This window comes from Acinetobacter sp. C32I (genome assembly GCF_023702715.1).
Lineage (GTDB): Bacteria > Pseudomonadota > Gammaproteobacteria > Pseudomonadales > Moraxellaceae > Acinetobacter.
The window spans coordinates 3,560,354-3,582,007 of record NZ_CP098480.1; the positions used below are offsets into that span (position 1 = coordinate 3,560,354).

General features: G+C 41.8%; 19 protein-coding genes, 2 tRNA genes and 1 rRNA gene. 13 read left to right on the forward strand and 9 right to left on the reverse strand.

Translation table 11 applies throughout. The features are described from left to right. The first annotated feature begins 69 nt into the window (after window positions 1-69). Window positions 70-894: a YwqG family protein gene (locus NDN13_RS16995; RefSeq protein ID WP_251116299.1), complete on the forward strand. Its 825-nt coding sequence runs from the start codon at window positions 70-72 to the stop codon at window positions 892-894. 50 nt (window positions 895-944) lie between these two features. On the opposite strand, the gene NDN13_RS17000 is transcribed toward NDN13_RS16995, so the two are convergent. The 3 genes from NDN13_RS17000 to NDN13_RS17010 form a co-directional block, all read right to left on the reverse strand. Then, window positions 945-1,520 carry a xanthine phosphoribosyltransferase gene (locus NDN13_RS17000; RefSeq protein WP_004655958.1) on the reverse strand — a complete coding sequence of 192 codons (576 nt, stop codon included), beginning with the start codon at window positions 1,518-1,520 and terminating at the stop codon, window positions 945-947. An 88-nt stretch (window positions 1,521-1,608) separates the two neighbouring features. Next, on the reverse strand, window positions 1,609-2,313 hold the full coding sequence (locus tag NDN13_RS17005) for a DUF3108 domain-containing protein (RefSeq protein WP_101237617.1): 705 nt from the start codon (window positions 2,311-2,313) through the stop codon (window positions 1,609-1,611). A 196-nt stretch (window positions 2,314-2,509) separates the two neighbouring features. Next, window positions 2,510-3,190, reverse strand: a complete 681-nt coding sequence (locus NDN13_RS17010; protein ID WP_251116300.1) for a hypothetical protein — start codon at window positions 3,188-3,190, stop codon at window positions 2,510-2,512. A 242-nt stretch (window positions 3,191-3,432) separates the two neighbouring features. Between NDN13_RS17010 and NDN13_RS17015 the strand changes: the two genes are divergently transcribed. Both NDN13_RS17015 and NDN13_RS17020 read left to right on the forward strand, forming a co-directional pair. Then, a complete protein-coding gene (locus NDN13_RS17015; protein ID WP_251116301.1) occupies window positions 3,433-4,320 on the forward strand; it encodes an energy transducer TonB in 888 nt (295 codons plus the stop codon). 287 nt (window positions 4,321-4,607) lie between these two features. Then, entirely contained in the window at window positions 4,608-6,758 is a 2,151-nt protein-coding gene (locus NDN13_RS17020; protein ID WP_251116302.1) for a TonB-dependent siderophore receptor, read from the forward strand. A gap of 71 nt (window positions 6,759-6,829) precedes the next feature. Here NDN13_RS17020 and NDN13_RS17025 read toward each other — a convergent pair whose 3' ends face one another. The 4 genes from NDN13_RS17025 to miaB all read right to left on the reverse strand — a co-directional run bounded on the left by NDN13_RS17025 (window position 6,830) and on the right by miaB (window position 10,476). After that, window positions 6,830-7,129: an antibiotic biosynthesis monooxygenase family protein gene (locus NDN13_RS17025; RefSeq protein ID WP_251116303.1), complete on the reverse strand. Its 300-nt coding sequence runs from the start codon at window positions 7,127-7,129 to the stop codon at window positions 6,830-6,832. An 11-nt stretch (window positions 7,130-7,140) separates the two neighbouring features. Beyond that, entirely contained in the window at window positions 7,141-7,626 is a 486-nt protein-coding gene (ybeY, locus tag NDN13_RS17030) for an rRNA maturation RNase YbeY (RefSeq protein ID WP_004802582.1), read from the reverse strand. Window positions 7,627-7,911: 285 nt separating this feature from the next. After that, window positions 7,912-8,985, reverse strand: a complete 1,074-nt coding sequence (locus NDN13_RS17035) for a PhoH family protein (RefSeq protein WP_251116304.1) — start codon at window positions 8,983-8,985, stop codon at window positions 7,912-7,914. 39 nt (window positions 8,986-9,024) lie between these two features. Further along, window positions 9,025-10,476 (reverse strand): tRNA (N6-isopentenyl adenosine(37)-C2)-methylthiotransferase MiaB, encoded by a 1,452-nt coding sequence (gene miaB, locus NDN13_RS17040; protein WP_251116305.1) that lies wholly within the window; start codon window positions 10,474-10,476, stop codon window positions 9,025-9,027. A 300-nt stretch (window positions 10,477-10,776) separates the two neighbouring features. Between miaB and NDN13_RS17045 the strand changes: the two genes are divergently transcribed. The 4 genes from NDN13_RS17045 to NDN13_RS17060 all read left to right on the forward strand — a co-directional run bounded on the left by NDN13_RS17045 (window position 10,777) and on the right by NDN13_RS17060 (window position 14,952). Next, window positions 10,777-12,684: a lytic transglycosylase domain-containing protein gene (locus tag NDN13_RS17045; RefSeq protein WP_251118258.1), complete on the forward strand. Its 1,908-nt coding sequence runs from the start codon at window positions 10,777-10,779 to the stop codon at window positions 12,682-12,684. 45 nt (window positions 12,685-12,729) lie between these two features. Further along, complete coding sequence (locus NDN13_RS17050; protein ID WP_251118259.1) at window positions 12,730-13,398, forward strand: ribonuclease T2 family protein; 669 nt, start codon at window positions 12,730-12,732, stop codon at window positions 13,396-13,398. A 167-nt stretch (window positions 13,399-13,565) separates the two neighbouring features. Beyond that, window positions 13,566-14,552: a malate dehydrogenase gene (locus tag NDN13_RS17055; RefSeq protein ID WP_004655942.1), complete on the forward strand. Its 987-nt coding sequence runs from the start codon at window positions 13,566-13,568 to the stop codon at window positions 14,550-14,552. A gap of 157 nt (window positions 14,553-14,709) precedes the next feature. Beyond that, complete coding sequence (locus NDN13_RS17060) at window positions 14,710-14,952, forward strand: DUF2789 family protein (RefSeq protein ID WP_241304874.1); 243 nt, start codon at window positions 14,710-14,712, stop codon at window positions 14,950-14,952. 31 nt (window positions 14,953-14,983) lie between these two features. Here NDN13_RS17060 and NDN13_RS17065 read toward each other — a convergent pair whose 3' ends face one another. After that, window positions 14,984-15,511 carry a hypothetical protein gene (locus tag NDN13_RS17065; protein WP_251116306.1) on the reverse strand — a complete coding sequence of 176 codons (528 nt, stop codon included), beginning with the start codon at window positions 15,509-15,511 and terminating at the stop codon, window positions 14,984-14,986. Between the two features lie 63 nt (window positions 15,512-15,574). After that, window positions 15,575-16,201: a 2OG-Fe(II) oxygenase gene (locus NDN13_RS17070; protein ID WP_251116307.1), complete on the reverse strand. Its 627-nt coding sequence runs from the start codon at window positions 16,199-16,201 to the stop codon at window positions 15,575-15,577. Between the two features lie 117 nt (window positions 16,202-16,318). On the opposite strand from NDN13_RS17070, the gene NDN13_RS17075 reads away from it, so the two are divergent. The 6 genes from NDN13_RS17075 to NDN13_RS17100 all read left to right on the forward strand — a co-directional run bounded on the left by NDN13_RS17075 (window position 16,319) and on the right by NDN13_RS17100 (window position 21,341). Further along, window positions 16,319-17,176 carry a 23S rRNA (adenine(2030)-N(6))-methyltransferase RlmJ gene (locus NDN13_RS17075; RefSeq protein WP_005192293.1) on the forward strand — a complete coding sequence of 286 codons (858 nt, stop codon included), beginning with the start codon at window positions 16,319-16,321 and terminating at the stop codon, window positions 17,174-17,176. Window positions 17,177-17,214: 38 nt separating this feature from the next. After that, window positions 17,215-18,048, forward strand: coding sequence for a CDP-diacylglycerol--serine O-phosphatidyltransferase (gene pssA, locus NDN13_RS17080; protein WP_016164958.1), 834 nt, complete (start codon window positions 17,215-17,217; stop codon window positions 18,046-18,048). 16 nt (window positions 18,049-18,064) lie between these two features. Next, window positions 18,065-19,126 (forward strand): DUF6670 family protein, encoded by a 1,062-nt coding sequence (locus NDN13_RS17085; protein ID WP_251116308.1) that lies wholly within the window; start codon window positions 18,065-18,067, stop codon window positions 19,124-19,126. Window positions 19,127-19,536: 410 nt separating this feature from the next. After that, window positions 19,537-21,074 (forward strand): 16S ribosomal RNA (locus tag NDN13_RS17090). 59 nt (window positions 21,075-21,133) lie between these two features. Then, window positions 21,134-21,210 (forward strand) — tRNA-Ile (locus NDN13_RS17095). 55 nt (window positions 21,211-21,265) lie between these two features. Next, a tRNA-Ala gene (locus NDN13_RS17100) sits at window positions 21,266-21,341 on the forward strand. The last annotated feature ends 313 nt before the right edge of the window (window positions 21,342-21,654 follow it).

Consider the following 21,654-nt stretch of genomic DNA (forward strand, 5'->3'; position numbering starts at 1 on the left):
TTCTCTATTTAAATTTAGCTGCTTGTTTTATATTACATTCTATAAATAAGTAGAGGGATAACCAGCAGAATGAATTTTAAACCAGAAACTTTGCCGAACAGTGTGCAGCCATACCTAGAAAAAATCACGGCGACTATTCTGCCAACCGTCACCATGCAACTAACCCCCAGTGATGAATTAACTTTATGGCAAAGTAAGATTGGGGGACAACCTTATTTACCGCTGGATACGACTTATCCAGTCGACTCGAATGGCAATCCGTTGGCTTTATTGGCGCAATTGAATTTTGCCGAAATTCCAAGTTTGCCCAATTTCCCAGATCAGGGGATTTTACAGTTCTACATCGCGGCTGATGATTTGTACGGAATGAACTTTGATGACCAACAGCAGCAATCGGGCTTTAAAGTGTTGTACTTTGAGCAGGTCATTGAAGATGCTTCACAATTAAAACAAGACTTCTCTGAAGTTCAGTTAGGTGAAGATGATTATTTGCCATTTACGGGGCAATACGCGATTGAATTTAGCCTGACTTCTCAGCCGATTAGCCTCGGTGATTTTGCCTTTGCACCAAAGATTTTAGGCGTCGATGAACTGTATGATTTTGAAGATCAATTTGAAGGGGGCGATTTCGAAGATGATTTTATCGAGCCTTATGATGAATTGGCTTCCGCAAGTGGACATCGTTTAGGCGGTTATCCTTATTTTACCCAAACTGATCCACGTCAATATAATGAAAAAGTTCAAGATTATGTGCTGCTTTTTCAGCTCGATACTGATGATGCGGAAAACGAGATTATGTGGGGTGATTCAGGAGTGGGGAATTTCTTTATTCATCCAGAAGACTTAAAGAAACGAGATTTTTCCAAAGTGCTATATAACTGGGATTGTTGTTAAATAAAAAAAGCGGATGAGTGTTCATCCGCTTTTTTTCTAGGTTTTAAATTTTATTCAGTAACAAAAGTAACTTTGCCATCTTCTAAAGATTTAACACGTGCCAGTGACTCAACACGGTAGCCTTTTTCAAGCAATACATCACGGCCAGGCTGGAATGATTTTTCAATCACGATACCTACCCCAACCACTTCTGCTTTGGCTTGATGAATTAAGTCAATTAGACCTAATGCAGCTTGACCATTGGCCAAGAAGTCATCAATCACCAGTGCTTTGTCACTAGAGCTGATGTGCTTGTTTGAAATCGCAATGGTACTTTCAGTCTGTTTGGTAAACGAGAACACTTTAGAACGATACAGATCGTCTTTCAGTGTTAATGACTGGTATTTACGTGCAAAAATAACAGGAACGCCAAGTTCTAAACCTGCCATGATTGCAGGTGCAATACCTGAAGCTTCGATGGTAATAATTTTAGTAATACCTGCATCTTTAAAGCGAGCGGCAAACTCTTTACCAATCAGCTGCATTAACACAGGATCGATTTGGTGGTTTAAGAAAGCATCAACTTTCAAAACCTGATCAGATAGAACGATACCTTCATTTAAGATTTTCTGTTCTAAAGCGTACACGGGAGAATCCTCTAAACGGATGCTTGTTCAAGCAAAGGCATATTTTAAAAAGCATCAAAAAAAATGCAAGCCAAAATTGACCAGATGCTTAGTTTGTTTTACCTGAATAGCCTGTTAAAAGCAGACCGTATGATGATTTTCCATCGTTATGCGCCATTTTGACAGGTAAATAGTCAAGTTTTGGTGCTAACCAGAATACGGTATTGCGTTCCGGTTTATCGTGTTGCATGACTACTTTGATGGTGCTGAAAGTGCCATAAGGGGTTTTGACATTTTCAGTGCCTTGTTTTACGAAGCGACGTTCATCCAGTGCCTTTGCATCTGCAATCAGATATTTGGTTTTCAATGAATTACTTTTTAAATCTTCACGGATTTGCAATTCAGCATTGAGTTCATCCAAGGCACCGGCTTGCCAAGCAAATGAACGAGCCGTGTCATCTTTTTTGGTATTCACAACTTTACTATTGGGGTTAAAGTTAATGCTCATGGTGTTGTTGTGAATTAAGATTTTACTGCTGCGACTAAATTTCTGCGAGTTGATTTTATTGTCGGCAAAACTAAATTGACTGGTTTCAGATGCAGAAGCAATACCACCTGCTTTGGCACTGAATTGATAAGTCCAGTTATTGCCTTGTTGAGACAGTGTACGGGTGGCTGAACCGAGGTTTTTATTGTTGTAGCTGAATTGATAACTGGCTTGGAAAGGCGCCATTGCCAAGGCATGACTAGAGATGCTTGCACTGAAAATGGCAGCCGAAGTAAGACCCAGTACTTTCAATAATTGCTTTGTCATAACACTATATCCTTTGAGCAAGACTGAATTGAATCGCTCATTTATCATTACGATTTAAAGATATTATGCCTGTAGATTATGAAGAAAAGATCAGGTTTTTTACTAAGTGCTTGTTAATTTTTCGTATAAATCATGAAGATGTGTGTTTTGGGTAGCATCGCATGACAAGCAACATGCTACCTCAGTTTAAAGCTGTTTATTTTTTACGGTCTTTTTGCTGAATCGGAGTGACTTCGCTGTCATTGAGATCATCTTCTTCAAAATCATCTTCATTGGAAGGCGATAAAATTGCAGCCAGATTCACATTACCCCAAACAATCAGCTCCGCAGGGCGGACGCGTGCACGATTGACATGTACTTTACTCAACGTTTCGATAATGCTGGCTTTTTTACCTAACCAACGGTTTAAATCGAGATAAAGTAGATCATCTTGAACTTTGACCACCTCAAAATGTTCTAAGATTTTGCCAAGTGGATCTTCTTCACGGAATTTCTGGTAATACCAGATCGCCACATAAAAGCCCCATTTTTGAAAGATGTTTTTGAATTTGGCTTCAATCACTTGGGTATTACTGATTTGTTCAAAAACCATCAGTTGTACATTTTGATTCATTTCCATTTGAATCAACTTTAAATCCACTGATAAGGTGGTGTGCAGACCTTTCACATCAAGCGTGGTGTATAAGCGTAACCAGCCATCATAAAGGTCGGCGTGCAGGTCTTGCATAATGCCGACATTTTTGGTGACATAACGTTCCATGGTGGCATTCACAAAAACTTGTGAAAGTGAAAACTCTCTTTCTTCTTCGATGAATTCTTCTGCTTTTTGGTAAACTTTACGTAGACGTTTAACTACAGATGAAATTAGCGTTTGCATAAAAGTTGTTCCAGAAAGTGAATTGATGAGTACAGCAATGCCACAATCTTTGTATTCACTAAAAATAAAAATAAATTTCTGACTTGCAGTGTAGCAAAATTAATTGCTACATTTTCATAAAATGATGGTATGGAAACACTGTAACTATAAGTGGATCACATTTTTGTAAAAATTTGAATGTTGGTTGGGTTTTTATACGGTGCTGCCGTTGGGGATGGGACATTTTTTGTCGCTTAAATACCATGTGGAATAAAATAAATTTTCGTTCAGAACTGTCTCCTTATTGGTGGCAAGATCCAATTTTTGTTGGGGCAGTGGCTTTGGCGATGCTTTTGCATGGGGCGGTGTTGGCGATTCAATTTACCATGCCATCGCCCTCGGATACTTCGACCAAAGAAATCGCGGTCACCGTTCGTCCAAGTCAGGAAAAAGTCAAAGATGCTGACTTTTTGGCGCAAGCCGATCAACACGGCTCAGGTGATTTCCGTGAAGCACATCGGATGTCGAGCGATATGCCTGCACCGATGCAAGCCGATGCGACCACGGGCGAAAAAGAATTAGAAAGTCTGGAAAAAATTCAGCAAAAACGGGAGTTGAAATTCGAAGAAAAAGTGCTCATGACAGTTCTGAGTTGGCAAAAGCAAGCCGAGCAGAGCGAACGTAAAAAAACCTTGGATGATCTACAAAGTCAGTTTCAAGCCAAAGCTGCCATGGTGGCGAGTCTGGAAGCGCAATATTTACAGCGTCAACAAAATTTTAGCCGTAAACAACGGATTAAAACGGTCGATGGGATTCAGGCTAAACAAGATGCATCTGCTGCTTACCTAGATAAATTTCGCCAAAAAGTCGAGTTATATGGGAATCGCTATTATCCTGATCAAGCCAAACAACAACGTTTGGCGGGTGAAGTGCGTCTCATGGTAATTTTGAATGCTGAAGGGGGAATTCGAGCGATTCGTCTCATTGAAAGTTCTGGGCATGCGATTTTAGACGAAGCTGCTAAAGCATCGGTTCGCCGTGGTGCACCATTTGGACCCTTTGATGCCACGATGAAAAAAGAAATCTCTGAGTTGCGCATTATTCGGACTTGGCGTTTTGATCCAGTCGATGCTGAATTTGAAGTGCACTAATTAAGGTGTACTTCTTATTGGGAAATAATGATAGACAAACTACAAATTAAATATTTATAAAAATCATTTAATTATTTTTTAATAATCTCAAGTTTATTTTTAAATTAAATAAAAATAGATATTTAAATTTATTGCTTAAAACTTGAATTGATAATAAAAACAATTATCATTTGTAATATGTTTTTGGTTAACTCTCCTTTTGAAAATGAATGCATCCTTCTTAAAATTTATCGGGGGAATGAGATGCATGTTTTCAAGACCGCTCCCTTGTAATAAGGACATATTTCATGCATCAACCTCCAACTTTAAACCTGTTTAAAGCCCGCCCACTGGTCTTGGCAATGGCTGCTATACTTTTACCTTCATTGGCTTTTGCAGAAGATCAAGTTAAAGAAAATGCAAAATTGCCAACGATTACAGTCAAAGCAGAAGAAGGGGCTCTGGCTGTAACGGAAGGAAAGAAAAGTTATACCGCTAAAAGTACCAATACCTCGACCAAACTTAATTTATCACTTCGAGAAACACCACAATCGGTCAAAGTTCTCACCCGTGAGTATTTGGATGATGCCAATATTACATCGTTTCAGGACATGTTAAATAATGTCACAGGCGTGACTGTGAATCAGTGGGATGAACGTCAGTATCCAACAGCACGTGGTTTTGATGTCGACTATTATCTGTTTGATGGTGTGCCAAGCAATGTGGGGATGGACGCCAATGATCCTGATTTAACCATGTACGATCGGGTTGAACTGGTGAAAGGCGCAAATGGTTTGATGACAGGTGCTGGTAATCCTGCAATTGCCATTAACATGATTCGAAAACATGCCAATGCGAAAGAGTTGACAGGGAATGTCAGCACTTCTTTGGGCTCATGGAATGCATGGTCAAGTTCAGCAGATATTTCAACACCATTAAATGCGGATGGTAGTGTCCGCGGCCGTGTCGTCGTGAAGCACGAGGATACGGATTCTTATATGGATCGCTACGAAAAAACCAATAATGTAGTCTATGCGGTTGTGGATGCAGATATTACGGATAAGACTTACCTTTCAGTCGGTGCAGGCTATCAGAATTTAGAGCGAGATGGGGTTCGTTGGGGTGGATTGCCCGCATTTTACACCGATGGTACCCGAACTCATTTCGATCGGTCTAAATCGGTGAGTTCTGATTGGACCTACTGGAATACCGATACAACTACTGCTTTTGCCACATTGAAACAGAATCTATTTAACGATATCAATTTGAATGTGAACTACGCTTATCGAGAAGTAAAACAAGACACGGCTTTGCTCTATTCATGGGGCAAGTTGGATAGAGCAACCAATACACTCGACTCTTTCATGACCTGGTCTGATGCCACTCAGACCAAAGAAAATAATATTGATACCTATCTCTCAGCACCCTTTACGCTGGGTGGTTTAAAGCAGGAAATTGTTGCAGGTTTTATGTATAACCAAAGCAAGAAAGATAAGTGGTATTCAGGAACGCCTCCGATTGCCTCAGGTGCTGTGCTCGATTTTGATCATCCAAATATTCCATTAATTGGTGCAATTCAGAATAATAACTTGTATCAACCTCCAAATAAAACCACACAAACAGGCGCTTATCTTGCAGGTAAGTTCAGCTTATTGGAGCCATTGAAGTTAATTACAGGCGTGCGTTTATCAAACTGGAAGTATGAAAGTGATAATGGTGAAGGTAATCGGGAATTTAATAATGAAGTCACGCCGTATGCAGGCTTAGTTTTTGATTTTCTGGATCAATACTCTTGGTATGCCAGTTATACCAGTATCTTTAAGCCAGAAGATAAACGAGATGCAAATCGCCAATATCTTGATCCAAGAGAAGGTAAAAGCTATGAAACTGGCTTAAAAGGTGAGTTTTTAGACGGTAAATTGAATGCAGCTTTATCGGTATTTAAAACCCAGCAGGATAATGTTGCAGAAGAGATAGTTGGTGTTTTTGTACCTGATACCAATGGTAACCCAACCACTGAGAAAGCCTACCGCAGTGTAGATGGCGTTGAAAGCAAAGGTGTTGAGTTTGAACTAGATGGGGAAATTAAAGACAACTGGAACCTGAGTTTTGGTGTTGCACATTTCAATGCCAAAGATGCCAAAGGGAATGAAGTTCAAACCATGTCTTCAAGAACCAGTGCCAATCTCTTTACCAAATATACCTTGGATAAATGGAGTGTGGGTGGCGGGCTAAACTATAAGAGTAAATTTTATACTGGAGAAGGCAGTCAGCGTATTAGCCAAGATGCATATGCTTTAGCAAACTTAATGGTGGGCTATGATATTGATTCAAATATCAAAGCGCAGATTAATTTGAATAATGTATTTGATAAAAAATATTATGCAGGTATCGGGAATAACAGTATGGTCTATGGATCACCTCGTAACGTGACTTTGACGCTACGCTACCAATTCTAATTCTCTTGAGAAATAAAAAACGGCTGAATACAGCCGTTTTTTATTGAGTATGTGGATAAGTTTGCGCTTATTCACAAGCCATTTTGACTCGAATAAGCATGTTCAACTGTACAGATTTCTACACTAAAATCCTGATACCATTTTTCTTTACCCAAACGCTGAGCAACCAAATGTTCTGCATCGCGTTGCCAAAGTTTAATATCTTCAAGACTGTTCCAGTAAGACAGTGTTATTTCAAAACCATTTTCACTACACGCTTCAAATTTGACGCAATTAAATTGGCTCAAGGCTTTATTTCTTAGCTTTTGTGCCATTTCTGAATAAGTTGCATCAAGTTGTTTGATCGTGGCTTTAAAAATAACGATATACATAGGACCTTGGATTAGCTTTCATCGGCTTGGTAAGGATTGGCGATGCCCAGTTTTTTTAGAATCTCAATTTCTAAGGCTTCCATTTCTTCGGCTTCGGTTTCACTGGTTTCATGATCGAAGCCAAGCAAATGTAGAATGCCGTGAACCAGTAAATGGGTGAAATGATCGCTTGGCGTCTTTTGCTGTTCTGCCGCTTCTTGTAAAACCACAGGAATACAAATTACCAAGTCACCTAAAGGCTCTGCATCGAGTAAGCTGAGCATTTCCTCAGGAATATCACTTGGGAAAGACAGCACATTAGTCGGTTTGTCTTTTTCGCGGTATTGCAGATTGAGTTCATGGCTTTCAGCTAGATCAACACAGGCAATCCCGATTTCACAATTGGCATCAAAACCGACATGACGCAGTGCAGTTTCGATATTTTTTTTGATTTGACCACGTTTCAGTGGTAATTCAGTAGCTTGAAAGTCTTGTTGAAGACTTAAATTGATTTTCAAAGTAGATCCTTAGATATAAATTACATCTACGAGCTTAGATTGTGTCTAAGAAATGTAGATAAAGATCATGGTGGAATCTTGCCACATTCACATCCATTTGCTGGATAAGCCTTCGGCGCGACCTACTTTTGTTTTGGCAAAAGTAGGCAAAACCATTGTCATTCGCAAAACCTGTTCGCATCTTGCATTAAACTAATTTTAGTTACATGGCTATCATTCGTTATCCTTTTTAAACCACGCAGGTTGCGAATGACAGCTCCGAGTATCGAATTAGGTTAATATTATTTAATGCTGAGCATCAGCTTTCTCATCATTTTCTGCAATCAGTGCTTCTTGTTTGGCTTTGCGTTCGGCACGGGCTTCAGCAGACAGGCGTTGCTGTTCACTGTCCCAACCTTCGTAAGCTTCAACAATTTTTTGTACCAATTGATGTCGAACCACATCACGTGAATGGAAACGGGTGATATGAATCTCATGAACATTTTCAAGTACACGTAATGCTTGCGCTAAACCCGATTGCTGCCCACGCGGTAAATCAACCTGTGTCACGTCACCCGTAATTACGGCACGTGAACCAAAACCTAAACGGGTCAGGAACATCTTCATCTGTTCAGGAGTGGTGTTTTGTGCTTCATCTAAAATCACGAATGAATGGTTCAGGGTACGTCCACGCATGTAGGCAAGCGGAGCGACCTCAATTACTTGGCGTTCAATCAGTTTAGCCACTTTTTCAAAGCCCAGCATTTCATACAGGGCATCGTAAAGCGGACGTAAGTAGGGATCGATCTTTTGGGTGAGGTCACCGGGTAAGAAACCGAGCTTTTCACCGGCTTCTACCGCTGGGCGAACCAGCAAGATCCGTTGAATTTCGTTACGTTCCAGCATATCAACCGCAGCAGCAACCGCCAGATAGGTTTTACCTGTCCCTGCTGGACCAATACCGAAGGAAATATCACTTTGTAAAATACGTTGTACGTAGCGTTTTTGATTGGCGCCACGTGGGTTAATTCGCCCTTTGCGGGTCTGTAACCAAACACTATCGAGGCCTGTATGCTCTTGATCTGAATCATCCATCAGTTCACGATCTGTCTGTGAACCTTGGATCATCAAATGAATGACATCGGCGCTAATTTGTGAGGAAATTTCTGATTCTTGATAGAGCCGTTGCAATAGTGCTTCGGCTCTTTCGACCGCTTCTATATCACCATCGAGATAGAAGGCATCGCCACGGTGAGTAATTTTGACATCTAAACGTTGTTCGATTTGTTTTAAATGCCCGTTATACGCACCGAGCATGCTTTTCAAACGTTCCAATTGAATTTCAGGGAACGTTACTGTACGTCGAATCGCTGCAGTCAAGATAAACCCTTTTTGTTGCTCTGTAGGAATACCCTTACATTACGCCACGTCAGGTTCAAGATTCAAGAGTTCTCCGTAAACTAAATTTAAAGTTTTAATTTCCGTGATCTCAATCTCTGCGAAACGCCCAATCCACGCGGCATCACCGATAAAAGTAACCAAACGTGTATTGTCTGCTGTACCGATTAAAACATTCGGATCTTTATCCGAAACCTTCTCAATCAAGACACGTTCAATTTTACCGAGCATGGCATCCGTTTTATCAATACTTGAACGTTTAATCACTTCTTGTACTTGCGCCAAGCGATCTTTTTTCACTTGTTCGGGGGTGCTGTCTGGTAAGTCAGAGGCAGGTGTACCTGGACGCTTAGAATAAACAAAACTATAAGAGTGATCGAAATCTAGATCTTTAATGAATTGTAAGGTTTCAGCAAAGTGCGCATCTGTTTCGCCCGGGAAACCGATAATGAAGTCGCTAGATAAATGCATATCTGGGCGTACTTTACGTAACTTGGCAATTTTATCGATGTAGACATCAATGGTGTGGTTACGTTTCATGGCTTGTAATACATCGTTTGAACCACTTTGTACTGGCAGATGCAAGTGCGAAACCATTTGTGGTAAATCACGGTAGCATTGAATTAGATCATCAGAAAATTCAAGCGGGTGAGAGGTGGTATAACGTAGACGACCAATCCCAGGGATTTCTGCCACTAAACGCAATAATTCTGGGAAGGTGCAAATTTCACCTTCAAAAGTTTCACCGCGATAACCATTGACGTTTTGACCGAGTAAGCTGATCTCACGCACGCCTTTTTCGGCGAGGCCTGCGATTTCTGCCAATACATCATCTAACGGACGAGAGACTTCTTCGCCACGGGTATAAGGGACCACACAGAATGAACAGTACTTCGAACAACCTTCCATGATTGAAACAAATGCCTTGAAGCCTTCGACACGTGGTTCAGGCAAAAAGTCGAACTTTTCGATATCTGGGAAAGAAATATCAACCAATTTGATTTTTTCTTTCTTTGGTTTTTCAATTTGAGCGTGATGCTGATCTAGCATTTGTGGCAAACGGTGCAGCGTTTGTGGGCCAAAGATCATATCCACATAAGGTGCACGTTTTTGGATGTTGTCACCTTCTTGCGATGCAACACACCCCCCCACACCAATGATGAGGTCTGGGTTTTGTTCTTTCAGTTTGCGCCAGCGACCTAGACCACTAAATACCTTCTCTTGTGCTTTTTCACGAATCGAGCAGGTATTCATCAGCAGGATGTCTGCTTCGTTTGGATTGTCAGTGAGCACATAGCCATGTGAATCACCTAACAAATCTGCCATACGATGACTGTCATACTCATTCATCTGACACCCTTGAGTTTCAATAAACAATTTCTTGATTGAAACATCAGCGGTGTGCATTGGCTGGGTAACAGTGTTTTCTGAAGCAGCTTTTACAGCACTGGGAATGAATGTTTGAACCGTCATGCAGGCTCCTAAACAAGGTGGATTTAAATAAACGGCGGATTATAGCAGCATTTTAAACGGAACGCAGAGAATAAAAAACTGACAAAAATGGACAGTTTATGAATAAAATTGCGCGAATTTTAATGAATATGAATCAGTAATTTACATAACACAACAATAGTGGAAGGCGAGACTTATTACACTATAATAGCAGCGCAAAATTGGGCATAGATATTGATGAAGATGAAAAAGCAGCGTGATTTTAGAACAACCGTAACTCCAAAATTGAATAACAAGAAGAGCTTCCGTTGTTTTATTGCAATGGGAGGAATGATCGCATGCTCGTCTGTCTATGCTCTAGATGAACAGTTTAATGATGCTTTGCGTGCTGCCAATGCAGGCAATTCTGCTTTGCTCGATCAATATCAAGCTGACATGCAAAATGATGCTTTGGGCTATTACCCTGAATATTGGAAACTGAACACTAATCTGGGTTTTCAACCAGCTTCATCAATTATTAGCTTTGCACAACGCTACCCACAATCAGCGATGGCGGAAAAACTCTCTGCCGATTATGTGGAAGAAAAAGTCAAACTCGGCAGCTTTGCCGATGCTAAGCCTGTACTGAGTTATGTCACCAATCCAGATCAAGAAGAAAGCTGTGCAGTTGCTCAAGTTCGTGCAAAAACAGGTGATAGTCTGGTTTTTGCAGAATATAAAGACATTTGGTTAGCAACCAATTCGCAGCCTGAATCATGTAATGGTTTGGGTCGTTTGATGCTGTCTAGCCCACTGATGACTGTACAAGACCGCCAACAACGCTTATGGGGACAATTACGTGCAGGCCAATCAGGCCCGGCGATTGCGACCGCTCAAACCATGGGCTTGAATCTATCTTTAGCACAATTCAATCAAATTCAAGCCAATCCATTGGGTTATTTGTGGAGTGCACCAAAAGCCAATGATGCTGATTATGCTTATTTAATCTTTGCTTTGGGGCGTGTTGCCGATAGTGATTTAACCAATGCTTTGGGTAATGTGCAGCGTGTTGTTCAAGATGTGCCACAACCGGTGCAACAATATTTGTATCGTACCATTGGATATGTCGGTGGTACCACCGTGATGAAAAATGGCTTTAATCGTGAAGTATTAAATGCCTATGACCAAAGTTATGGTTATCCATTTAGCCCTGAAGAAGCTGAAATTTATGCCCGTCAGGCGATTCGTTTCGGGGCTTGGGAAAGTTTGATTCGTGCGATTGATGCGATGTCAGTGACACAAAAGCAGGAAGACCGTTGGCAGTATTGGTTGGCACGTGCATCGGAACAGCGTTCAGATGGCGGTTCTAAACAAGCGGCGCAGCAGATCTATCGCAAATTGGCACAAAGTGGCGATGACTATCATAACTTGTTGGCAAAAGATCGCTTAGGCGAACGTTATAACCATCAGCCTTATAATGAACAGCCTAGCACCCAAGATGTTCAGCGTCTGAATCAAAATATCCATTTTAGACGTGCGTTTACATTAAGAGATGTGAATGCGCCTGCCAATTATACCAATCGTGAATGGAACTGGGCAGTTCGCCAAGCCTATTTACAACACGACGATGGTCTGCTTTTAGCAGCAGCAAAACGTGCGCATGATATGGGTTGGTATGACCGTGCAATTTATGCGGCGGATCGAACCACCTCTCGTCATAATGATACCTATCGCTATACCACGCCGCATCGTAGTAATGTGACCAGTCATAGTTACAATGCAGGTATTGATCCTGCGTGGGCCTATGGTTTAATGCGCCAAGAAAGTCGTTTCGTCACTTCTGCACGTTCCCATGTTGGGGCGGGTGGTTTGATGCAGATTATGCCGAATACTGCAAAATTGATCGCAAGACAAATGGGTGAAACCTATAATCCAGCAGCCTTGAGTGAAATGAATACCAATATTCGTTATGGAACTTATTATCTTTCAATGATTCAAAGCCAATTGAGTGGTAATGCGGTATTGGCAACAGCAGGTTATAACGCAGGTCCAAATCGTGCACGCCGTTGGCAGCCTGATGCTCAGAATATGGCTGCAGATCAGTACACTGAAACCATTCCACTATTGGAAACACGTGACTATGTTAAACATGTCATGACCAATGCCACGCACTATGGCGTGGTATTAGGGCAGGGATCGCAATCGTTAGAAAAACGAATGAGCACGATCCCTGTACGCAGTGGGCCTTAAGACACAGCAAGATGTTTAAGTGAAACAATGAAGTTTTTGCATTTGATGAAACCAGTCGAATTACTGAAAGGGCAGTTGATGAGATCGCTACAGGCATTGGCTTGTTATTTGGTCTTGTCTTTTGCTGCGCCATTACATGCTGCGAGTAATTCAGACGTTGCGGGCTATGTCATGCATGTGCAGATGACACCTGCCGCATGTTCTTTCGATTCATCAAGACAGAAGCAACGTAAATGTTTGGAAGGCTATTCACTGACCATTGCGAGCTTACTACCTGAAGTATCGCCCAATCGTGATTGCTCCACTAAAACATCGGCCAAATTGTCGCCTTTGCAAGCCAAGGTGGTGGCGCGGGTCATGCCAGATGAAAATGCCCGTGTGCAGTTATGGCAAGATGTGGGTGGTTGTATGCCAATGAATGCCAGTCAATATTTTAGAACCATTATTAACTTCGCGGAGCGTTTAAAAATCCCTGCGGATTTGACCAGCCCAAATACCATTGAAGTGCAAAAAGAAAGCTTAAGACAGCAATTTACCAAGCTCAATCCGGCGTTGCCGCCGAATGGTATACGTTTTACTTGTCAGTCATCGAGATTTGATTCGGTGCTGACGGAAATACGCGTTTGTTATCAGAAAAATGGTCAATATAAACAATGCGCAAGCCATATTGTGACGGGCTGCCCAAGTGAATTTACAATTAAAGGCAGTTACTAGGTATTTACCTAGTTTGATTTGTATTTTCTATTAGACTTTCGTTGAAATTCATTCTCTTTTACATGCATCTGTATTCGCTTTAGAGTACAATCTTTGCCGTTTATGATAATTCGATTGAATAATAATAGCGTTCAATCGTGCAAACGCATCTCATTGGAGAATATCACATGAAGCAACCCGTTCGTGTTGCCGTTACAGGCGCTGCTGGTCAAATTGGTTATAGCTTATTATTCCGTATCGCAAGCGGAGAAATGTTAGGTAAAGATCAACCAGTAATTTTACAATTGCTTGAAGTTCCTTTTGAGAAAGCTCAACAAGCGCTTAAAGGCGTGATGATGGAACTTGATGACTGTGCTTTCCCATTATTGGCAGGCATGATCGGGACTGATGATCCTAAAGTTGCATTTAAAGATGCTGACTATGCGTTATTAGTTGGTTCTCGCCCACGTGGTCCTGGTATGGAACGTGCTGACTTGTTGAAAGTGAATGGCGAAATCTTTATCGGTCAAGGCCAAGCACTCAACGAAGTTGCTAGCCGTGACGTTAAAGTATTGGTTGTTGGTAACCCAGCAAACACCAATGCTTACATCGCAATGAAATCTGCTCCAGATCTTCCAGCGAAAAACTTTACCGCAATGTTACGTCTTGACCACAACCGTGCATTAACTCAACTTGCTCAAAAAGCTGGTGTTGCAGTTTCTGACATCGAAGACATGACTGTTTGGGGTAACCACTCTCCAACAATGTACGCTGACTACCGTTTTGCAACTGCAAATGGCGTAAGCTTAAAAGACAAAATCAACGATGCAGCATGGAACAAAGATGTGTTCCTTCCAACTGTTGGTAAACGTGGTGCTGCGATTATCGAAGCACGTGGTTTGTCTTCAGCTGCTTCAGCTGCAAACGCTGCAATCGATCACATGCGTGACTGGGCGTTGGGCACAAACGGCAAATGGGTAACGATGGGTATTCCATCTGACGGTTCTTATGGTATTCCAGAAGGCGTTATGTTCGGTTTCCCTGTAACCACTGAAAACGGTGAATACAAAATCGTTCAAGGCTTAGAAATTGACGAGTTCAGCCGAGAGCGCATCAACTTCACGTTGAATGAGCTTGAAGAAGAACGTGCAGCAATTGCTGACATGGTTAAATAATTTATCTTTTGGATAAATTGAAAGCACTCTCCTAGAGAGTGCTTTTTTTATGTCGTTTAAGAACAAAAAACAACAAGAAAATATAGACCTATCGCTGCATGCCAAGGCGATTTGCTGTTAGATTATTTTGATAAAGGACATGATTTGGAGAATAACAATGTTTGAACAGCAACCGACACTTGAGCTTTTATTCGAACAACTCGGGCTTGGGGCTGATGAGGCAGCAATCGAAAACTTTGTGAAAACCCACCAACTGCGTGCTGATCAAAAACTGCATGAAGCAGAATTCTGGAGTGCAGGTCAGCGTGATTTTCTCAAAAGTCATTGGGATAAAGATGATGAGTGGGCGATTGTGATTGATGAGCTGAATCAGCAATTACATGTGGATAGCACCAGATAATGAATTAGCCCAATTCGAAATAAAGCTCACATTAGTGAGCTTTATTTCGAATGAGGGTTTTAAACCAGTCTTCTTGATGTGCAAAAACAAAGGCTGGATGTTGTTGCAATAACACTAGATCATGCTCTAGGCAGGACACGTATTTGTTTAACCAGTGTCGTGTCAGTGCGAGTTCTTGTTTAGCAGCTGAGGCATAGGCCAAGAAGAAGTAAATGTCTAAATGCTCATGATGTGCCAACGGTTTTAAGATCTGTTGGGTAATCAAGGCAAAGCGCTGTTCTTTGGTCAACTCAAAATAGATCATATAGGCTTTGGCGAGATGCAAAGAAATGTTCAAATATAAACGCAGTGGCATTTCATCATATTCGATACGCGCTTGCTCAAGTAATACGATAGCTTCTTGCAAGAAATGCAATTGTTCCTGACGAAGATGGCTCAGCAGCACCAGTTGCAAACGCAAGTCGGCACGTTCTAAAGCAAGTTCAGGTGTATTGCTGTCTAAATAGAGTTGGTCCGTTTCACCAATTCGAGCAATCACTTGTTTGGTTTCATTTGACATTCATTGATCCAAAATCATCAGTTATGCGTGGTATATAAGGCTGTTTTTTACAATTTAAAGGGCTTAGCCTTGATTCCAAATGGAACTGCCACTGCGCAACCAGGCCGTGATTGATAAACGTTGCTGTTTGGAAAGCAGGACTTCGTGTAAGACATCACTTTGAAAAATAGCCAGGCGGTTCGGTACAGGTTGAATGATATGCCATTGATCCTTCTTATCTTGCAAGCGTAATTGGCCACCCCAATCCTCTTGCCAGCTTTCATGCAAATAGAACACGGTTGAAATCATTCGATCATTCTTCTGCTGCGGATTATCTCGATGCAACGCATAAAACTCGCCTGCGTTATAACAGGCAAAGTGTGCTTCAACTTCTTTAATCCCCAAATAAAAGGCCTGATTCAGCGCTTGCGATAAATGCTCTAGCGTCTGTAGATGTTGCTGTGCAATTGGCAGTTGTCCATCAATCCATAAAATATGATCACTGCGGATATGACTGACCACGCCATTTTGTATCCCTGCTGCTCTGAATTCGGCAAGATGAGAAGTACATTCATGTGCAAGTGCATGTACATATTCATCTGAGTACACTTGATCAATCAAGGCAAAACCAAATTCATTTAAGTCATTCAGAACTTGGTCCAAATTCCAAGATTGAAGATTAAAGGCTTGGGGGAGAGAGGTTGCTTGCATGGCACTCCAGTGACATCGGTTTGATTACAGGACAATTTTAGACGATCACATCAACGCTAAAGAATACTTTTTTCTTTCATGTTAAACTACCCGCTGAATTGAGGAATAATTGTCAACATGAATTACCGTCACCATTTCCATGCGGGTAACTTTGCCGATGTTATGAAGCATGTACTTTTGCTTCAACTGCTCGCTCGTTTAAATGCTAAAGATAAACCTTATCGATATATCGATACCCATGGTGGTGCAGGTAAATATGATTTATCTACGTCTGAAGCACAAAAATCAGGTGAATTCTTAACGGGTATCCATCGTTTGGTCAAGCTTGACGATTCGATTAAACGTAATGCGCCTGAAGGTGTAAAACAATATCTTAAAATTGTTGAAGATATGCGTGCAGGTTCGGGTAAAGGTGCTTATCCAGGTTCACCTTGGTTTGCACTTGAAGGCATGCGTGATATTGATAAAGCAACTATATTTGAAATGCAGCGTGATGTGTTTCAACAATTGTATTTTAATATTCGCGATAAACGTGCGGGCTTGCATGAGCGTGATTTCTATGAAGGCTTGATGGGGGTTATTCCACCTAAAGAAAAACGCGGATTGGTCATGATTGACCCTCCTTACGAAATTGAGCGTAAAGATTTCCCGCAATTGGTTGAAATACTCCAAGCCGCACATAAAAAATGGCCAACAGGCGTGTTTGCAGTTTGGTATCCAATCAAAGATCGCGCCATGATTGAACGTTTTGAAAAGAAAATGTTTAAAACGGGTATTCGCCGTCAGCTCATTTGTGAAATTTGTGTATGGCCAGATGACACCCCAGTCGGATTGAATGGTTGTGGTTTATTGGTGATTAACCCACCTTGGAAGTTCTCAGAAGATGCGGATCAAGCATTACAATGGTTATTTCCACATTTGCGCATGAGTGAAAATGGTGGACATGCTGCAGTGCGTTGGTTGGTGGGTGAATAACCCATCAACGTCCAAATATTCTCGAGGAATTGAAAATAATGACAAATTCTCTTAAACCTGATTCTGATTTGAACAAAGAAGATCATTCTTTTGATGGAATCACTTTTGAAGTAGAAGAAGAAGAGCATACGCACGAAGGACAAAAAGTGAAACGCCGTGGCATTTATTTATGGCCGAATTTAATTACAACAGCCGCACTTCTTTCTGGTTTTTATTCAATTATTGCCAGTATGAATGGAAACTTTAATCAAGCAATCTATGCCATTTTCTTGGCTGCATTGCTTGATGGTTTGGATGGTCGAGTGGCCCGTGCAATTGGTGCACAAAGTGCTTTTGGTGAGCAATACGATTCGCTTTCTGATTTATTGGCATTTGGCGTGGCACCTGCTATTTTAATGTATAGCTGGAGTTTGCATGATCTTGGACGTATTGGTTTAGCTTGTTGCTTTATCTATACGGCTTGTGCAGCGTTCCGTTTAGCGCGTTTCAATGTACAAATTGGTGTGGTGGATAAGCGCTACTTTATTGGTATTGCCAGTCCACTTGCGGCAGTGACCGTGATCTCATTGGTGTGGGTGGGGCGTGATTATCCATTCATCTTTGATTTGAATGATATTGTGATTCAGGTGATTAATTCAGTAGTCATGGTTGCCGTGGGTTTACTGATGATTTCCAACATCAAATACTATTCATTTAAACAAATGGATCGTAAGCGTGTACCTTTCGTCGTGATGTTACCTGTGGTCTTGATTTTTGCTGCAATCACGTACAACATTCCTGTAGGGATACTGATTGTCTGTATCCTCTATGTTCTTTCAGGATTTGTGACGACACTATTTGCCAAAAAGAATGATGCCAAAATAACAACTTAAAATACGGAGGTTCAGTATGCCAATATTGATGAATAATAATCAATTAAAGCAGCTGAACCTCAATAAGTCAGATGCTTTAACTTTTCACCCACCTAAAGGTTTATTTAAGATCGTCTATCAGGCTTTGATCTTGCCGAATTTGCCTGAACCTTTTCATTATTTAAATTTCATTAGCCTGATTGGGCAGCCTCGCATCCCCATTTGTTATAACGCCAGTGCCATTACTACGACGGCAATCGATACTGCGACGGTTTTAGTTGCCAGCAGTTTATCGACAGTCGGTCATCTGAAAAGTTATAGCGCTAAAGAGCAGTGTCAATTAGAGCAAGATCGTTATCAGTTTTTAGATGTGGATCATATCCAGGTTGATTTCCCCAATTATTATTTTAAGCGTGATGATGAAGAACTCAGTTGCCAACTTAAAGTGAATATTGGCACGGACATTGAAAACCATTCAGCCTTGCAATGGGGGGTTGGGGATTATTGGTATGTTCGCTGTCAGTGCGAAGGCGAAATCACCTATAAAAAACAAAAATATCAGATCGAAGCGCAAGGTATATTGAAACATGCCAGAGCCATCTACTTACCTTTTATCGCCTTTCATTTTTTTACCTATCAAATTATTCAGGTCAATGTAGACTTTCAGATCATCTTGTCTGAACTTAGAAATCAGTGGAATAACATTATTTTTTCCAGAATTGAAATTCAGTCGAATGAGCAAAATTCAATACTCTATGAGCATCAGGTCATTTTAGATGTCACACGTGTATATCCAAAAGTACAGACCCCAAATGGACGGGAGATGTATTTGCCACGGGAATTTGTTTGGCAATATTCAGAAAAAGATGAGGTGGTGTTTCAATTACAGGCGCAGAGTCGGGGGGATTATAAATTTGGTTTGGCTGCAGGCTATGTGGGGAGTTTTCAGTATCAACTGTTATGGAAAAATGAAAGTTATGAGGGGACTGGATACTGTGAGTATATCGATTGTAGGCCTTTACACTGGCAAGAAAAAAATAAAACCGAGCAAATAATCGACCAAATTGCACATTTTCAGCCATATTTGTGTAAAAAATAGGCGTTCGAAGCAATAAATCAAGATAATTTAAGAAATGGGGTTGTGTTGGATTGGAAATGCTGTAGAATGCACATCCATCGGCGGTGATGCAGATAAAAACTTGTTGAGAAACAAGGATTTGGCTAAAGTGGTTGAGTTCTTGGGTTGATTGATAAGTTTGTTAAATATCTAAATTACCTGTTGACTTTTAAGAAATTGAGAGTAATATAGCCGACCTAGCTTGATGATGACGAATCATCGAGAAGATCATTAAGAGAATAGAAGAACAACTTGTGTGGATTTTTACTAGTTGATCAATCGAAAATATTTCATTGATTGAAGAGTAGAAATTTCTCGAAGTTTATTTGAGCGAATTTTTAGTCAGAAAATTGATGAGCCAAGATTTGTAGCCATAAGCTACTAATGATTTTAAACTGAAGAGTTTGATCATGGCTCAGATTGAACGCTGGCGGCAGGCTTAACACATGCAAGTCGAGCGGGGAAGGGTAGCTTGCTACCTAACCTAGCGGCGGACGGGTGAGTAATGCTTAGGAATCTGCCATTTAGTGGGGGACAACATTCCGAAAGGAATGCTAATACCGCATACGTCCTACGGGAGAAAGCAGGGGATCTTCGGACCTTGCGCTAAATGATGAGCCTAAGTCGGATTAGCTAGTTGGTGGGGTAAAGGCCTACCAAGGCGACGATCTGTAGCGGGTCTGAGAGGATGATCCGCCACACTGGGACTGAGACACGGCCCAGACTCCTACGGGAGGCAGCAGTGGGGAATATTGGACAATGGGCGGAAGCCTGATCCAGCCATGCCGCGTGTGTGAAGAAGGCCTTTTGGTTGTAAAGCACTTTAAGCGAGGAGGAGGCTACTTAGATTAATACTCTAGGATAGTGGACGTTACTCGCAGAATAAGCACCGGCTAACTCTGTGCCAGCAGCCGCGGTAATACAGAGGGTGCGAGCGTTAATCGGATTTACTGGGCGTAAAGCGTGCGTAGGCGGCTTTTTAAGTCGGATGTGAAATCCCCGAGCTTAACTTGGGAATTGCATTCGATACTGGGAAGCTAGAGTATGGGAGAGGATGGTAGAATTCCAGGTGTAGCGGTGAAATGCGTAGAGATCTGGAGGAATACCGATGGCGAAGGCAGCCATCTGGCCTAATACTGACGCTGAGGTACGAAAGCATGGGGAGCAAACAGGATTAGATACCCTGGTAGTCCATGCCGTAAACGATGTCTACTAGCCGTTGGGGCCTTTGAGGCTTTAGTGGCGCAGCTAACGCGATAAGTAGACCGCCTGGGGAGTACGGTCGCAAGACTAAAACTCAAATGAATTGACGGGGGCCCGCACAAGCGGTGGAGCATGTGGTTTAATTCGATGCAACGCGAAGAACCTTACCTGGCCTTGACATACTAGAAACTTTCCAGAGATGGATTGGTGCCTTCGGGAATCTAGATACAGGTGCTGCATGGCTGTCGTCAGCTCGTGTCGTGAGATGTTGGGTTAAGTCCCGCAACGAGCGCAACCCTTTTCCTTATTTGCCAGCGAGTAATGTCGGGAACTTTAAGGATACTGCCAGTGACAAACTGGAGGAAGGCGGGGACGACGTCAAGTCATCATGGCCCTTACGGCCAGGGCTACACACGTGCTACAATGGTCGGTACAAAGGGTTGCTACCTAGCGATAGGATGCTAATCTCAAAAAGCCGATCGTAGTCCGGATTGGAGTCTGCAACTCGACTCCATGAAGTCGGAATCGCTAGTAATCGCGGATCAGAATGCCGCGGTGAATACGTTCCCGGGCCTTGTACACACCGCCCGTCACACCATGGGAGTTTGTTGCACCAGAAGTAGGTAGTCTAACCGCAAGGAGGACGCTTACCACGGTGTGGCCGATGACTGGGGTGAAGTCGTAACAAGGTAGCCGTAGGGGAACCTGCGGCTGGATCACCTCCTTAACGAAAGATTGGTGACTGGTAAGAATCCACAACAAGTTGTTCTTCGAAGATGTATCTGAGGGTCTGTAGCTCAGTTGGTTAGAGCACACGCTTGATAAGCGTGGGGTCACAAGTTCAAGTCTTGTCAGACCCACCAAATCTGATTGCAGTAGCTTGGATTGAAAGATATGTCGTTCATTAAGTGATAAGCTGGGGACTTAGCTTAGTTGGTAGAGCGCCTGCTTTGCACGCAGGAGGTCAGGAGTTCGACTCTCCTAGTCTCCACCAAATTCGAGGGTAAACAAAGCAACGCTTTGTCCGAGAATTTAAGCAAACAGCTATGCTGTGCGCAGGCACACATAGGATGTAGCTTGAAGCTAAGAAGATTATAGAGTTTAGTGAATACAGTCCAAGTTGACTGGTTTATTAATCTCTGTGATTTATCACAGTTTACTACTCACCGACGAGGTGGTAGTTAATCATTAACAGATTAGAAAATTGAGTCTGAAATAAATTGTTCAAACTCGATTAGATATAAGCTTAACAAGCAATTGTTAAGAAGATATTTAATCTGAGAACTAGCAAAAACACTGAATCAAGC

Excerpts from the sequence above, each read along its gene's own strand:
- NDN13_RS16995 (WP_251116299.1), top strand. The coding sequence starts at position 70 with ATGAATTTTAAACCAGAAACTTTGCCGAACAGTGTGCAGCCATACCTA.
- NDN13_RS17005 (WP_101237617.1), bottom strand. The coding sequence starts at position 2,313 with ATGACAAAGCAATTATTGAAAGTACTGGGTCTTACTTCGGCTGCCATT.
- NDN13_RS17010 (WP_251116300.1), bottom strand. The coding sequence starts at position 3,190 with ATGCAAACGCTAATTTCATCTGTAGTTAAACGTCTACGTAAAGTTTAC.
- NDN13_RS17015 (WP_251116301.1), top strand. The coding sequence starts at position 3,433 with ATGTGGAATAAAATAAATTTTCGTTCAGAACTGTCTCCTTATTGGTGG.
- NDN13_RS17020 (WP_251116302.1), top strand. The coding sequence starts at position 4,608 with ATGCATCAACCTCCAACTTTAAACCTGTTTAAAGCCCGCCCACTGGTC.
- NDN13_RS17025 (WP_251116303.1), bottom strand. The coding sequence starts at position 7,129 with ATGTATATCGTTATTTTTAAAGCCACGATCAAACAACTTGATGCAACT.
- miaB (WP_251116305.1), bottom strand. The coding sequence starts at position 10,476 with ATGACGGTTCAAACATTCATTCCCAGTGCTGTAAAAGCTGCTTCAGAA.
- NDN13_RS17045 (WP_251118258.1), top strand. The coding sequence starts at position 10,777 with ATGGGAGGAATGATCGCATGCTCGTCTGTCTATGCTCTAGATGAACAG.
- NDN13_RS17050 (WP_251118259.1), top strand. The coding sequence starts at position 12,730 with ATGAAACCAGTCGAATTACTGAAAGGGCAGTTGATGAGATCGCTACAG.
- NDN13_RS17055 (WP_004655942.1), top strand. The coding sequence starts at position 13,566 with ATGAAGCAACCCGTTCGTGTTGCCGTTACAGGCGCTGCTGGTCAAATT.
- NDN13_RS17060 (WP_241304874.1), top strand. The coding sequence starts at position 14,710 with ATGTTTGAACAGCAACCGACACTTGAGCTTTTATTCGAACAACTCGGG.
- NDN13_RS17065 (WP_251116306.1), bottom strand. The coding sequence starts at position 15,511 with ATGTCAAATGAAACCAAACAAGTGATTGCTCGAATTGGTGAAACGGAC.
- NDN13_RS17070 (WP_251116307.1), bottom strand. The coding sequence starts at position 16,201 with ATGCAAGCAACCTCTCTCCCCCAAGCCTTTAATCTTCAATCTTGGAAT.
- NDN13_RS17075 (WP_005192293.1), top strand. The coding sequence starts at position 16,319 with ATGAATTACCGTCACCATTTCCATGCGGGTAACTTTGCCGATGTTATG.
- pssA (WP_016164958.1), top strand. The coding sequence starts at position 17,215 with ATGACAAATTCTCTTAAACCTGATTCTGATTTGAACAAAGAAGATCAT.
- NDN13_RS17085 (WP_251116308.1), top strand. The coding sequence starts at position 18,065 with ATGCCAATATTGATGAATAATAATCAATTAAAGCAGCTGAACCTCAAT.